The organism is Shewanella sp. SM73, from assembly GCF_025653795.1.
GTDB lineage: Bacteria > Pseudomonadota > Gammaproteobacteria > Enterobacterales > Shewanellaceae > Shewanella > Shewanella oncorhynchi.
The window spans coordinates 188,612-203,276 of sequence record NZ_JAKKRY010000001.1; the positions used below are offsets into that span (position 1 = coordinate 188,612).

The window sequence follows — 14,665 nt, forward strand, 5'->3', positions numbered from 1 at the left end:
TACCATAGGCCTAAGTGAATTGATAATGTCAGCCGCGTTTATTTTCAGTTTGATAGCGACCTTGATAATCAAAATAGCTTTCGAGCAGATCCCAGCCTTTTTTATGTTTCTTCAGCAGCAAGAGATCGGGCATGCGGAATTTATCCGCATCGCTGATTAACTCTGTCACCTTAGTGTACTTTTTCGGTTTTAATCCCGGTGTACGGCTATGGGGAAAGATGAATAAGGCATATAGGGCTCGCCACTGGGCCGGCGTTTGTAATTTAAAGCGGCGATTGAATTCATTACCGTCGATATCAAGGTACTGCACTTTCAGATTGCCGTCATCGTCGATGAGGCTCATATGCTGGCAGCGGAATAAATGATGGTGCTGCTGGCTGAGCACTTGGCGTAGGCGTTTATCGGGATCGATGAGGGTCGATTGGCAGTGCTGGCAAATGCGCGCCGCGATATCATTCTCTTTGCCGCAATCAGGGCAAGATTTAGATCTAAATCGAAAGTTACACTGCAGCTTTTTACCTTGCTGTTCGACTATGCCCTGACAGCGGCGACCAAAGTGTTCGATAATGTCGCCATCGTCGTCTGTGAGTCCCCAGAATATATTGGCAAAATCGCATACTGGGCAATGCACTTGCACAGGTACCGATTTACTGTTGGGTTTAGCTTGGCCGACCTCGGGAAAATACAAGTCATAACCATTGGCAGCATAGTCGATGATAAGACAATCTTTTTTGCCTTCAGCGATTCGCAATCCACGGCCGATCATTTGTTGAAACAGACTGACTGAAGCGGTAGGGCGCAAAATAGCAATCAAATCCACATGGGGCGCGTCGAAGCCTGTCGTCAACACAGCCACGTTGACTAAAAACTTAAGCTCTTGGGCTTTAAAGCGTTCAATCGTCGCGTCACGTTCATTGTCGTGCGTTTGTGCCGTGATAATGGCGCTCTGCGCAGCGTGAGCTTGGTTGAGTATGTTAAAAATCTCATTGGCGTGACGTACCGTTGCCGCAAAAATGATAATACCTTTTCTATGTTGGCTCAGTTCAATGAGTTGTTTCACAATCGCAGTGGTCGCGCGGCCGTAATGTCCCAGTAAATCGTTAACCTCGGCTTCGGCATATTCGCCATTCTCGTTTGCTTTAAGTTGGCTGAAGTCGTACTGGGCACTTAGGCCATCAAACAGGGTTGGCGCTGTGAGGTAACCTTGCTTAATGAGCGGCCTTATGGGCAGCTCGAACACACAATGTTCGAACACGGCATGTTCGGGAGACCCTACTTTGCCGTGATAGTGTTGCTGATAAATCCAGCCAGTGCCAAGGCGATAGGGCGTGGCGGTGAGACCGAGCAATCTTAATTGGGGATTTTTCGTACGTAAATGGTTGAGTACTTGCTGATATTGGCTGGTTTTTTCTAGGCTGACTCTGTGGCATTCATCAATAATGACTAACGAGAACGGCTGATCGAACTGGGTTAACCCCCGCGCCGCCGATTGAATACTGGCAACGACGGTTTTCCCCTCTGTGGCTTTTTGATTAAGCCCCGCCGCATAGATACTGGCTTGTGCGGTGAGGAGGCCGACTTTCTCGGCATTTTGTGCAACTAATTCTTTCACATGGGTGAGCACTAATACTCTGCCTTTGGCGATGCGTGCCAGTTCGGCGATCACTATGCTTTTGCCGGCGCCTGTGGGTAATACGAGTACGGCGGAAGCTTGGCTTTGCCTAAAATGGGCGATGGCGGCATTAACCGCTTGCTGTTGATAGTCTCTGAGTTTGACTGACACGCTGATAAAAAATCTATGCTGAATAAAAGTGAGGCTGCAAGCTTAACATAACAGGCAAAAAAAATGCCCCTGGTTGGAGGGGCAAGCTAGAGAAAGGAGCAATCACACACACTCTCTCAACAGGGTTCACTTTTAACCTGAGGTTTAAAAAGGGAGGTTCAGGTTACGCTTAGCCTATTGGGCATAGACTAAGCGTTGTGGACGTTATTCTTAACTCGGATATTACTCAGTACGATTTAAGCGTGATTCAATCAAGGTCTCGATCACAGCTGGATCGGCCAAGGTTGATGCATCCCCTAAGTTGGTCACTTCGTTAGCGGCAATCTTACGCAGGAAGCGGCGCATAATCTTGCCCGAACGTGTCTTAGGTAAGCCCGTCGCCCATTGGATGAGATCTGGGGTGGCTAGCGCACCAATTTCTTTACGAACCCATTGACGCAGCTCTTGACGTAGCTCTTCGGTTTCTTCAGTACCACGGGTTAGCGTGACGTACGCATAAATACCTTGGCCTTTAATATCATGTGGGTAGCCAACTACTGCAGCTTCTGCAACCAGTTCATGTGATACCAGCGCACTTTCAACCTCTGCTGTACCTAATCTGTGGCCGGACACGTTGATCACGTCATCGACGCGGCCAGTGATCCAGTAGTAGCCATCTTCATCGCGGCGTGCGCCGTCACCGGTAAAATACATGCCACGGAAGGTTTTAAAGTAGGTCAGTACAAATCGTTCATGGTCGCCATACACAGTACGCATTTGGCCCGGCCAAGAATCGAGTAACACTAAGTTACCTTCGTTCTCACCTTCTAAAATATTCCCCATGTTATCCACTAAGGCGGGTTGAACGCCAAAGAACGGGCGGGTAGCTGAGCCGGGTTTAGTATCGGTCGCGCCTGGCAGTGGGGTGATCAAAATACCGCCCGTTTCAGTTTGCCACCAAGTATCGACGATAGGGCAATGCTCATGACCTATGACCTCATGGTACCAACGCCACGCTTCTGGGTTGATAGGTTCACCTACCGAGCCCATGATCCTCAAGCTACTACCATCGAACTTATCGAAGTGTTGTTTACCTTCGGCCATCAGCGCGCGAATTAAGGTTGGCGCTGTATATAGAATGTTCACTTTATGGCGGTCAATCATTTCGCCTAAACGGGCAGGGCTTGGATGATTTGGTACACCTTCATGGATAAGCACAGTCGCACCATTGGCGAGCGGGCCGTAAACCATGTAAGAGTGGCCAGTGATCCAACCCACATCCGCGGTACACCAGTACACTTCACCCGCTTTGTAGTCGAACACATATTCATGGGTCATAGATGCATAAACCATGTAGCCGCCAGTGGTGTGCAATACGCCCTTGGGATTACCGGTTGAACCTGAGGTATACAGCAGGAATAATGGCGCTTCGGCGTCCATTTCCTCTGGTTGACAGTACTCAGATGCGGTTTCCATCAGTGAGTGCCACCACACATCACGGCTTTCTACCCAATCCACTTTGCCGCCCGTGCGTTTAAGTACGATGACTTTCTCAACGGTAGTGACATCAGGGTGCTTTAAGGCATCATCGATGTTGCGCTTTAATGGAATTGCACGGCCACCGCGCATACCTTCATCTGAGGTAATAATGACTTTGGATTTTCCGTCAATGACGCGAGAGGCGATTGAATCCGGTGAGAAACCACCGAAGACCACAGAGTGCACAGCGCCGATACGGGCACAGGCAAGCATAGCGACTGCGGCTTCTGGCACCATAGGCATGTAAATTGTGACTATATCCCCGCGGCGCACGCCTTGGCTGCGCAGTGCGTTGGCAAACTTACACACATCTGCATGTAATTCACCGTAGGTGATTTTGCGTTGTTCGCTGGCGTTATCGCCTTCCCAAATAATCGCCACGCGATCACTGTGCTCGGCTAAGTGACGGTCTAAACAGTTGGCTGAAGCATTCAGGGTGCCATCGTAAAACCAATTGATCGATAAGTTATGGTCATCAAAAGAGGTTTTTTTAATTTTGGTATAGGGTTTAATCCAATCAATACGCTTGCCGTGTTCTCTCCAGAAACCTTCAGGATTGACAATCGACTCTTGGTACATTGTTTTATATTTATCGTTGTTTACAAGTGCATTGGCAGCGATATTGCCGGAGACTTTGTAGAGAGACTGCGAGCTCATAGGGCTTCCCTTTTGAAAAATTGCGTGGACTGAGTATGGTATGCAAGGGGGCGGCAACTCCATTAGACCTTGGTCTAGTGTTAAATTTTCCTTTATATTTAGTCTGTTGCATTAAAAATCCGGCTAGATTTTAGGCAGGTTTTATCGCACAATAATCAGAAAAAAGAGCAAAGTATGAATTTAACCTTAGTCGTTGCTGTTATTGCCGTCTGTTATGTCTCGCTTTTATTCCTATTGGCTTGGGGGGCGGAGCGTTGGTTTACTCAGATCACTAAAAAGCTTCAGGTCGTTATCTATGGTCTGAGCTTAGCGGTTTATTGCTCCTCGTGGAGTTTTTTAGGCACAGTTGGGCAATCGGCTAAGGATTTTTGGTCTTTCTTACCGATTTTTATCGGCCCTATTCTGATTTTTACTTTAGGTTTTGGCATGTTACGCAAGATGGTATTAGTGTCTAAGGCGCAAAATATCACTTCCGTGGCCGACTTTATTGCCGCCCGTTATGGCAAATCTCAAACCTTAGCCGCCTTAGTCACCTTAATTGCCTTGTTTGGCATCATGCCCTATATCGCCCTGCAGCTTAAGGCGATGGTGTTCAGTCTTAATTTGTTTCAACCCGCTGACGATCCCCTCGATGGCGTGACAATTCCGTTACTGATCACTTCGCTGTTAGCCATATTTGCCATTTTATTTGGTACTCGTAAACTCGATGCGACTGAGCATAATCCCGGCATGATGCTCGCGATTGCCTTTGAGTCTCTGGTGAAACTTGCCGCATTTTTGTTGGTCGGCATCGTCATCAGTTTCGGAGTGTTCGATGGTTTTGGGGATATTTGGCAGCAGGCCAATGCGCAGTCACTAATTAATTATCCCAATCCACGTATTGAAGCTTTAATGCCTGAGTTACTCGTCGGAATGGCGGCCTTTTTATGTATGCCAAGGCAGTTCCATGTAATGGTGGTGGAATGCGCCGATGAGTCCGTGTTGTCAAAGGGGCGTTGGCTGTTTCCCATCTATTTAGCGCTTTTCGGTTTATTCGTTGGACCGCTTGCCTTGGCGGGGAAGATCATCCTCGGCGATTCAGTGTCGGCCGATACCTATGTGATTAATTTACCGCTGGCGTTAGATCAACCCTTGTTGGCTGTTATTGCTTTGCTGGGCACCTTATCTGCGGCAACGGGTATGGTCATTGTTGCTGTAGTGACTATCAGTGTGATGGTAAGTAATGAATGGCTGGTGCCAGTGATGCTGCGCACGGGTCATATCCGCGAGAAAAACTTCAGTCAGTTCTCGCACCTGTTACTTAATGCCCGTCGCTTAGCCATCGTGATTATTCTGGGCTTAGGCTATGGCAGCTATTTGGCATTATCAGACAGTGATTCCTTGTCCCATTTAGGTATGTTGTCTTTTGGGGCTTTTGCCCAACTTGCGCCAGCTTTAGTCGGTGGACTCTATTGGAAACACGGCAATCGTGCTGGGGTATTTTTAGGGCTCGGCGTGGGCTTTACGTTGTGGTTCTACATCATGTTGCAGGGCATGACAGATGTGCAAAGCTCATCGGTGTTCTTGTCTGGCGTTGCGAGCGAGAAAGGCCTACTAGATGCGATAACGCCCAATGTGCGTGATGCGCTGACGGCTCTTTTTGCCAATATCGCCTGTTATATATTGGGTTCTATTTGGTTTAGAGCAGGTGTGGCTGAGCGTATTCAGGCCAGTGCTTTTGTGAGTCCTGGCAAATTGAAAAACAGCGCCAATAAGAAAAATGGTCCGATTTCACAGCAAGATTTACTGATACTGGCGAGTCGCTTCGTTAGCCCAACGCGCGCCTATGAGAGTTTTAGCCGTTTCTCGATTGATGCGGTAAAAAGTGATAGTTGGCATAAAGCGGCGCCGCCGGAGTTGATTTCCCACACTGAACGTTTATTGGCGGGGGTGCTTGGCGCTTCAAGCGCAGCGCTAGTGATGGATTCTGTGCTGCAAGGGCGCGATTTAGCGCTGGATGAAGTCTTTAGTCTGGTCGATGAAGCTTCATCGAAAATCATGCTCAGCCAAGACATGTTGCGCGGCGCGATTGAACACGCCTATGAAGGCATGAGTGTTATCGATAACGATCTCAATCTTGTGGCATGGAATTACAAATATGTGGAGCTGTATCAATATCCCGAGGGATTTTTGCAGCAGGGCATGCCCATCAGTGAAGTGATCCGCTTTAATGCGGCGCGGGGTTATTGTGGTGAAGGGGAAATAGAACAGCAGGTTGAGCAGCGGGTGCAGCATATGCGTAATGGCACGCCGCACACTTCTGAGCGCCATCGCAGGGACGGTAAAGTGATAAAAATTCAGGGAAATCCTATGCCAGATGGCGGCTTTGTGATGACCTTTACCGACATTACTCAGTATCGCGAACAGGAGCGCGCGCTGCTCGAGGCCAATGAAACCTTAGAAAGTCGCGTTAACGAACGTACCTATGAATTAGCCATGTTGAACAGTGAGTTACTGGAGGCTAAAGCGCAGGAAGAAATTGCCAACGCTTCTAAGAGTCGCTTCTTGGCCGCCGTCGGCCATGATTTAATGCAGCCACTTAATGCTGCGCGACTGTTCACTGCGTCGTTATCTCAGTATCCCAATCTAGATCGTGAGGCCAGAACCACCTTATCCCATGTGAATAGCTCGCTAAAAATTGCCGGCGAATTGCTCACCGACCTATTGGATATTTCTAAACTCGACTCAGGTATGGTGGATGTTAATCGCCGTGACTTTGCGATTTCAGAACTGATCAATGGGTTATCGGTGGAATTTGAAGCGATGGCAGCGGACAACCAAATTCGTTTTAAGATGGTCCCATGCAGCGCAACCGTTAATTCTGATCCTTCGCTGTTACGGCGTGTCCTGCAAAATTTTTTAACCAATGCCTACCGTTATGCTCGCGGTGGCAGAGTGTTATTTGGTTGCCGTCATCGAGGTCATTACCTTGAAATCCAAGTGTTAGACACGGGTTGTGGTATTGATGAAAAAGAAACCCAAGAAATTTTCAAAGAATTTAAGCGGTTGAATAATCCTAAGAGCAACAATGTTAGCGGCTTGGGCTTAGGTCTGGCGATTGCTGATCGCATCAGTAAAGTGTTAGAACACGGTATTCAGGTTTCGTCCCATTTAGGGCGCGGCTCGGTCTTCTCCATTTGTGTTCCGCTTGGAGAAACTGTGCGTCAACCACAAGTGAAAGCGTTGCCGTCGCTGCTGCAGCCGTTATCGGGTATCAAAGTGTTGTGTATCGACAACGAAGAGGCCATTTTAGCTGGATTAGAAAGCTTATTAAGCCGCTGGCAGTGTGAGGTTATCTGTGCAAAAGATTTATCTGATGCACGCATTAAACTAGGACTGAAAGGCGTCGCGCCTGATATTGTGCTCGCGGATTACCATTTAGATGATGGCCAAAATGGCGTCGATGCGATGGATGGTATTCGTGCCCTATATGGCAAAGACTTACCCGGCATTTTGATTACCGCCAATACTCGCAAAGAACTGGTGGAAGATGTGCAACGCCGCGGCTATCACTATATGGCGAAAATGATAAAACCTGCCGCGCTACGTGCCTTGATTTCTAGCTTGGTAAAATAAGCTTGGTATACGTGTTCGGTAACATGAGTTTAGTGACGTCGGCACGTTTAACGAAATGCCAAGATAATCGCGCAGTTTTTTATGCGGCTTATCTTGGCTAAACGGTTTGGCACAGGTTTGTGGGTGTAACTAAATACATGACTAGAGTTTGAATACGGCCAGTTTATTGTTTAAATTCAGTGATAATTCGGCCAAACTTTCACTTTCTTGAGCCAAATAAGTTGCCGATTCAGAGACTTCGAGCGCTGAGTTATTAATCCCGCACACGTTTCTGTTCATGTCTTCTGCGACCACACTTTGTTCTTCTGCGGCGGTGGCGATATGGGTTGCCATGTCACTCACATGTTTTATATGAGCAACGATAAGCGATAAATCCTTACCCGCTTTTGCTGATTGACTCACACTGTTTTCTGCCAGTGCACGGCTTGCATCCATTGCCTTAGCGGCGCTCACGGCCCGTTGTTGCAATAATGAAATCGTGTTTTGAATTTCTTCGGTCGATTGCCTAGTGCGACTGGCGAGTTGCCTCACTTCATCGGCGACTACAGCGAACCCTCGCCCTTGTTCGCCAGCGCGGGCGGCTTCAATGGCGGCATTCAGTGCCAGCAAGTTGGTTTGGTCTGAAATCGCGCTGATCACAGAGGTGACCTCGCTGATCTGCATGACTTCCTCTTTAAGCATATTCACTTGATCCGTCGCTTGCTCCACTTCTTTGGCAAGAGCATGAATACCATCTACGCTGGCGTGAACATCTTGGTCGCCAAGGCCAGCTTCCCAAGTGGCTTCTTTGGTATCTTTGGCTGTGCTCTCCGCATTATTCGCGACATCGGCGATAGTGGCGCTCATTTCATTCATGGCGGTGGCAAGTTGGGCGAGTTGATCCCGCTGATTATTTACCGCTTGATTAGTTTCCTCTGCAGTTGAGGCGATCCGAGCCGAGGCCTGTGCAACATTGTCAGCGCTATGACTCGCTTGAAGTAAAGTGCTACGAATGGAGTCTATGCTTTGGTTTATATTGTGGGCTAAGATGCCAAGTTCATCTTTACCATAGATTTTTAGCTGAGTCGTTAAATCACCTTTTGTGATGGCGAGCATAGCCAGATTCACATCATCCAATGGCTGAGTAATAGAGCGGCTAATGGCATAACCTAGCCAAGCCATAAGCACAATAATGACAAATGTAATGCCTCCCATGGTGAGGTATTCATTCCAAATGGTGGCTTCGATATCTTGGAGTAACATACCTGAGCCTAAGATCCAGCCCCAAGGTTTAAATCCCATGACAAGTGAGATTTTTTGCGCTGATTTGCCATTCGCTGTCGTCCAGCGGTATTCGACTAATCCTTGTTTGCCATCACGGCCGAGTTCGACCATTTCGAACCAATAATTCTCTTCGCCTCGATTACCCATTTGTTGGCCAACCAGTTCTTTTTTGATGGGATGAACGATAACGTGCCTCGATTCATCAATCACAAACAAGTAGTTATCACCATCAAAACGCATGTCGTTCAACATGTCTTTAGCGGCTTGCTGTGCTTGCTCTAGGGGCAGTGATTGCGACAACGCTTGGATACGGCTGCTGGCGAGGGACAATACGGCATTAAGTCGTGCTTCACGCTCTGCCATCAGGTTGTGCTTTAGGGCCGTTACGGAAATAGTGAGTAAAATTAAGGCACCTGCGAGGGCGATAATGAGCTGTAGTGCGAGTTTTCGATTAACGGGGATGTCAGCGAGTTTGAACATATGATCTCCTTTTCTTTGTGTAGCGATTTAAGCCATTCCCTCTGCTCAAGTTGTTGTCAGCTTTTGGCGAAAGATATGTTGTGTAAAGTGAGTGATATAAGCATCGTTGGCTTTGATAAAATTTCCAGTTGGCGAATTAAATAAATGCACTAAATTACAGAGTATTAATGGAAATTGTGAGCAATATTGCAATTGCAACCTTAGCGCGTTTATCTATCAAGAGGATGCGAGATTCGAACAAGGGAAGGGGCTGCTGAGTACTGATATAAGCCTGGCAGTTCGAACCCCTAGCGCACAGTGCGCAGGGGTTCGTTTATTCGACATTAAAGGCTTATTGAGTTGAAAGAGCGTTAAGCTAAAAGATGGCCAAGCGTTAAAGTATCAACCGTGGCTGATAAGCTGCGGCTCGGCACTGCTTGATGATACTTTAATGCCTGCTGCGACTTGCTTCATCGCGCTGGTGAGTTGGCTTAATTGTGCTGAGCTAATGATATAGGGCGGCATGATATAGATAAGGTTGGCGAAGGGGCGCACCCAGACGCCTAAATCGACAAATTGCTGCTGTAACTCAGCGGTATTGACGGGTTCGAGCATCTCTAACACGCCCACTGCGCCGAGCACTCGCACATCTTTTACGCTCGGCAAATCAATCGCATCGTTAAGTTCTAAGCGCATTTGCTGCTCGATAGCGGCCACTTGCGCTTGCCATTCATTGCGATTGATTAAGTCTAAGCTCGCACACGCCGCCGCGCAGGCCAGCGGGTTGCCCATAAATGTCGGACCATGCATAAACACGCCAGCGGGAGATTGGCTGATTCCTTGGGCAACTTTATCGGTACATAGCGTTGCCGCTAGGCTGATATAACCGCCCGTCAGCGCTTTGCCTAAACATAAGATATCAGGGGTAATATTGGCGTGTTCATGGGCAAAAAGCTTGCCTGTTCGACCAAAGCCAGTGGCGATTTCATCTAAGATCAGTAGGACATCAAATTCATCACATAGGGCACGAAGACCTGTTAAATAATCTGCGCTGTAGAAACGCATACCGCCAGCGCCTTGCATTATCGGCTCTATAATCACTGCGGCAATATCATGGTGATTAATGCTTAATATGTCGCGCATTGCGGTTAAATCATCGGCTTGTAAGGCTTCGCCAAAGGCGGTTTGTGGCGCGGGCACAAATGATTGCTTGGTTACTGCATCGCCAAACATAGTGTGCATGCCGCCTTCTGGATCGCATACGCTCATCGCGGCAAAGGTATCGCCGTGGTAACCCTTCTTAACGGTAAGAATGCGTTGTTTTAGCGGTCGCTCTTCTCCATGTACACTTCGCCCTTGCCAACTCTGACCTTGCCAATATTGCAGCGCCATTTTAATTGCCACTTCGACTGAGATAGATCCAGAGTCGCACAAAAAGACCTTTGTTAGCGGTTCGCAGGTCATAGCGATAAGTTTTTTACACAGTTCAATGGCGGGTTCATGGGTGATACCGCCAAACATCACATGGCTCAGTTGATGCAACTGTTTTTCCATCGCGGTTAATATCTCGGGATGTGCATAGCCGTGCACACAGGCCCACCACGAGCTAGTGCCATCGACCAGCTTGCGGCCATCGACGAGTTCAAGCTCGCAGCCCTTTGCACTATGTACACCAAAAATAGGAAGAGATCGGGTCATTGAGGTGTAAGGATGCCAAATATGGGCGCTATCAAAGTCAAAATCGAGTAAATTGCGCATAAATGCTCACTTTTTTTGGTGATAAAGTAGCCATTAGTAAACTGGGTTCACTGGTTGGCGTTGACAGTTTAAGGGCTGAGGTTATCCTAGCCAAGATAAAAAACAGAATAAAAAGGGTGTTCAATGTCGCAGTTGCAAGTTCGTCATGATTGGAAGCGGGAAGAAATCGAAGCCTTATTTGCGCTGCCGATGAATGACTTATTATTTAAAGCACACAGTATTCACCGTGAGGTATACGATCCTAATGAAGTGCAAATTAGCCGTTTATTATCGATTAAAACCGGTGCTTGCCCTGAGGATTGTAAATATTGCCCGCAGAGTGCTCGCTATGACACAGGTCTAGAGAAAGAGCGTTTGCTGGCAATGGAAACTGTGCTGACCGAGGCACGCAGTGCTAAAGCCGCGGGTGCCTCTCGTTTCTGCATGGGCGCTGCTTGGCGTAATCCAAAAGAAAAAGACATGCCGTACCTTAAACAAATGGTGCAAGAAGTTAAAGCCTTAGGTATGGAAACCTGCATGACGCTTGGCATGCTTTCTGAAGATCAAGCGAATGATTTAGCCAGTGCTGGCTTAGATTATTACAACCATAATTTAGATACTTCGCCTGAATATTACGGCGATGTGATCACGACACGTACCTATCAAAATCGTTTAGATACACTGACACATGTGCGTGCTTCTGGCATGAAAGTGTGCTCGGGCGGGATTGTCGGCATGGGTGAAAAGGCGACGGATCGTGCAGGCTTACTACAACAGCTGGCTAATTTACCGCATCATCCTGATTCAGTGCCGATCAATATGTTAGTTAAAGTGGCGGGCACGCCGTTTGAGAAGCTTGACGACCTCGACCCACTCGAATTTGTGCGTACTATCGCCGTAGCGCGTATCTTAATGCCGCTTTCCCGCGTGCGGTTATCGGCTGGCCGCGAAAATATGAGTGATGAGTTGCAGGCCATGTGTTTCTTTGCTGGCGCTAACTCGATTTTCTATGGTTGTAAATTGCTGACCACACCAAACCCAGAAGAAAGCGATGATATGGGGCTATTTCGACGTTTAGGCTTACGTCCCGAGCAGGGCGCCGCGGCAAAACTGGAAGAAGAAAGTGCTGTTTTAGCAAAAGCGGCGGCCTATCAAGATAAGTCATCGGCACAATTCTATGACGCGGCTGCTTTGTAATACTGCTGAGCGCATGTTGTCCGACAAACAGGTCGAATAGCCTGTAAACCTTGTTGGCTGCAGCCTATTTTGATTGCGGCCGATAGCTTTATTGGCCGCACTCCATTTTTCAAGCAAGCATTTTTAAGACAATCATTCTTGAGGCTAAATCGATGAGTTCTCTGCTCGAGATGAAAATTGCCGCCCGTCAGCAAGCCTTACGTGAGCAAGGTTTATTACGGCAACGTAAAATGCTGAGTGTTGATCACAGCTTTGATGTTAACGCACCCACTTCGAGCCCGCGCTTTGTGTTCGAAGGTCGATCCTATGTTAATTTTAGCAGTAATGATTATTTAGGCTTATCCCGCGTTCCTGAGTTGGTTGAAGCGCTGCACCTTGGTGCGCAGACCTACGGTGTGGGTAGCGGCGCATCGCCCTTAGTGACAGGGTACAGTGATGCGCATGTCACACTTGAACGTGAACTCTGCGCCTTAACGGGGCATGAAGCGGGATTACTATTCTGCTCGGGCTTTAGTGCTAATACGGCGTTAATGAAAACCTTGTTTGATCAGCAAGATACTGTGATTGCCGATAAACTTGTGCATGCCTCAATTATCGATGGTTTGCAGGACAGCGGTGCGCAGTTAAAACGTTTTTTACATAATTCGCTTGAGAGCGCTGAGCGGCTTCTGACTCGAAATCACGCATCGGCGTTAATCACAGAAAGCGTGTTTAGCATGGACGGGGATTGTGCGCCGATCACGCAGTTATCGGCGCTTTGTCGTCAACAGAATACTTGGTTGATTGTTGATGATGCTCATGGTTTTGCGGTGCTCGATGGCTATCAAGATAGTGATGCAAGAGATAAAGCCGCCAAGCTTATCGATGTGCAAGTGGTGACCTTTGGTAAGGCATTAGGTTGCCAAGGCGCAGCGGTTTTGGGGAGTCAGGCGCTGATCGACTTTTTGGTCAGTAATGCCCGCGAATATATTTATTCGACCGCCTTATCGCCCGCCAATGCCGCATTAGCGTTAGCCGCGACTCGGTACTGCACTGCACATCCTGAGTTACAGCAAAAGCTGCTTGAGAATATTTCGCTATTCAAACAGTTATGCCTCGATGCTGCCGTGCCCCTTTTAGGTTCGGATACCGCAATTCAGCCGTTGATCATTGGCGATGCGCAGCAAACCCTGCAAGTCGCCGAAGCGTTAAGAGCCGCGGGCATTTGGGTTGGGGCGATTCGCCCGCCGACGGTGCCTGTAGGGTCGGCGCGGTTACGCATTACCTTAACGGCGACCCATAGCCCTGAAGATATTGCTGCTTGTGTTGAGCAATTAGCCCAAGTGCTCAGTCGTGTTGGTATTCCGCTTTTCAGTGAACGAGAATCTGCCTATGAGTACAGATAAATGTACCCTATAGATCGCGTTATTTTATTGAATGTTAAGTTTTTATGGTTGAGTGTTAGTTAAAATGCCAAGCCTGATAAAGTCTAGTGATCCAAGCTGTAGTGAGTTTGCTCATGAGTCAAACAAGTTTATTTCTTGCGATCTTAAGTTGAGTGAGCTTAATGCGGGCGTTTCTTATGGGGGCGTTCTCGCGGGGACTGTGTCCAATGTGCACGGGACTCAAATTGCTGAACGTTTTTCCGCAGCGGCCCATAGTTACCAAGATCATAATCAATTACAACGCCTGAGCGCTGCCAGTTTACTCAGTGAGTTTTCGGCAGCAGGTTATCTGTTAGACATAGGGGCAGGCCCAGGCACGGATTTTTCTGCGTACCACAGTGTGTCTCAACCAGCGGATCTCTCAACGCAAAATTCATCCACAACAGTATTTGCCGTGGATATTGCCCTTGGCATGCTACAAAAGCTAAAACAGTCTTATCCCGATTATCACGGCGTATGTGCCGATGCGCAGTGTTTACCTTTTACCAATGGCTGCATGGATGTTATTTACTCTAATCTAGCCCTGCAATGGTGTGCTGATTTTCCCGCTGCGGTAGCCGAAATAGCGCGGGTACTTAAGCCTAACGGCGAGTGTCATTTGAGCCTAGTAGCGCAGGGGAGTTTGAATCAATTAGCTGAATTAGGGTTAAGAGTGAATGACTTTTTGACGATGCAAGCACTCAAGGCTGCATTTAAACTCGATACATGGGAATTACTTGAAGTGCAACTCGTCCCTATGACAGTGTATTTTGACACTCTTAAGGCACTACTCTATTCAATTAAAGGTGTGGGGGCTTCTGTACATGTCGCCAGTTCAACAACTCGGGTTTCAGGTTCAACAATGAGTGCTTCAGAATTCACTCCACGGCTGCGTGGTCGTCAAGATTGGCAGGCCATGCAGGCCAAAGCCGAATCGCTACGTTTACCCCAAGGTTTGCCTTTAACTTACCAGATAGTTCAAATACGGGCTCGGCGCAGATTTTAAAGTTTACATATTATGCCTTTAGTCATG

At 47.9% G+C, this 14,665-nt stretch carries 8 protein-coding genes; 4 read left to right on the top strand and 4 right to left on the bottom strand.

What is annotated here, in order from left to right; all coding sequences use genetic code 11:
- Positions 1-28: 28 nt before the first annotated feature.
- Positions 29-1,783, bottom strand: a complete 1,755-nt coding sequence (locus tag L5M51_RS00900) for a DEAD/DEAH box helicase (RefSeq protein WP_263144573.1) — start codon at positions 1,781-1,783, stop codon at positions 29-31.
- 222 nt (positions 1,784-2,005) lie between these two features.
- Complete coding sequence (gene acs, locus L5M51_RS00905; RefSeq protein WP_263144575.1) at positions 2,006-3,958, bottom strand: acetate--CoA ligase; 1,953 nt, start codon at positions 3,956-3,958, stop codon at positions 2,006-2,008.
- 174 nt (positions 3,959-4,132) lie between these two features.
- On the opposite strand from acs, the gene L5M51_RS00910 reads away from it, so the two are divergent.
- Entirely contained in the window at positions 4,133-7,573 is a 3,441-nt protein-coding gene (locus tag L5M51_RS00910) for a PAS domain-containing hybrid sensor histidine kinase/response regulator (protein WP_263144577.1), read from the top strand.
- 141 nt (positions 7,574-7,714) lie between these two features.
- On the opposite strand, the gene L5M51_RS00915 is transcribed toward L5M51_RS00910, so the two are convergent.
- Both L5M51_RS00915 and bioA read right to left on the bottom strand, forming a co-directional pair.
- Positions 7,715-9,316 (bottom strand): methyl-accepting chemotaxis protein, encoded by a 1,602-nt coding sequence (locus L5M51_RS00915; protein WP_173496542.1) that lies wholly within the window; start codon positions 9,314-9,316, stop codon positions 7,715-7,717.
- A 381-nt stretch (positions 9,317-9,697) separates the two neighbouring features.
- Positions 9,698-11,053 carry an adenosylmethionine--8-amino-7-oxononanoate transaminase gene (gene bioA / locus L5M51_RS00920; protein WP_263171146.1) on the bottom strand — a complete coding sequence of 452 codons (1,356 nt, stop codon included), beginning with the start codon at positions 11,051-11,053 and terminating at the stop codon, positions 9,698-9,700.
- Positions 11,054-11,176: 123 nt separating this feature from the next.
- On the opposite strand from bioA, the gene bioB reads away from it, so the two are divergent.
- The 3 genes from bioB (at position 11,177) to L5M51_RS00935 (ending at position 14,638) form a co-directional block, all read left to right on the top strand.
- Complete coding sequence (gene bioB, locus L5M51_RS00925) at positions 11,177-12,229, top strand: biotin synthase BioB (RefSeq protein WP_263171148.1); 1,053 nt, start codon at positions 11,177-11,179, stop codon at positions 12,227-12,229.
- A 152-nt stretch (positions 12,230-12,381) separates the two neighbouring features.
- The gene (locus tag L5M51_RS00930; RefSeq protein ID WP_263171150.1) at positions 12,382-13,614 is read left to right on the top strand and encodes an aminotransferase class I/II-fold pyridoxal phosphate-dependent enzyme; all 1,233 of its coding nucleotides are present in this window, start codon (positions 12,382-12,384) and stop codon (positions 13,612-13,614) included.
- 64 nt (positions 13,615-13,678) lie between these two features.
- A complete protein-coding gene (locus L5M51_RS00935) occupies positions 13,679-14,638 on the top strand; it encodes a methyltransferase domain-containing protein (RefSeq protein ID WP_263171153.1) in 960 nt (319 codons plus the stop codon).
- The last annotated feature ends 27 nt before the right edge of the window (positions 14,639-14,665 follow it).

Bases quoted from the DNA above. Each gene is read 5' to 3' on its own strand.
- acs (WP_263144575.1), bottom strand. From the start codon at position 3,958: ATGAGCTCGCAGTCTCTCTACAAAGTCTCCGGCAATATCGCTGCCAAT.
- L5M51_RS00910 (WP_263144577.1), top strand. From the start codon at position 4,133: ATGAATTTAACCTTAGTCGTTGCTGTTATTGCCGTCTGTTATGTCTCG.
- L5M51_RS00915 (WP_173496542.1), bottom strand. From the start codon at position 9,316: ATGTTCAAACTCGCTGACATCCCCGTTAATCGAAAACTCGCACTACAG.
- bioA (WP_263171146.1), bottom strand. From the start codon at position 11,053: ATGCGCAATTTACTCGATTTTGACTTTGATAGCGCCCATATTTGGCAT.
- bioB (WP_263171148.1), top strand. From the start codon at position 11,177: ATGTCGCAGTTGCAAGTTCGTCATGATTGGAAGCGGGAAGAAATCGAA.
- L5M51_RS00930 (WP_263171150.1), top strand. From the start codon at position 12,382: ATGAGTTCTCTGCTCGAGATGAAAATTGCCGCCCGTCAGCAAGCCTTA.
- L5M51_RS00935 (WP_263171153.1), top strand. From the start codon at position 13,679: ATGCCAAGCCTGATAAAGTCTAGTGATCCAAGCTGTAGTGAGTTTGCT.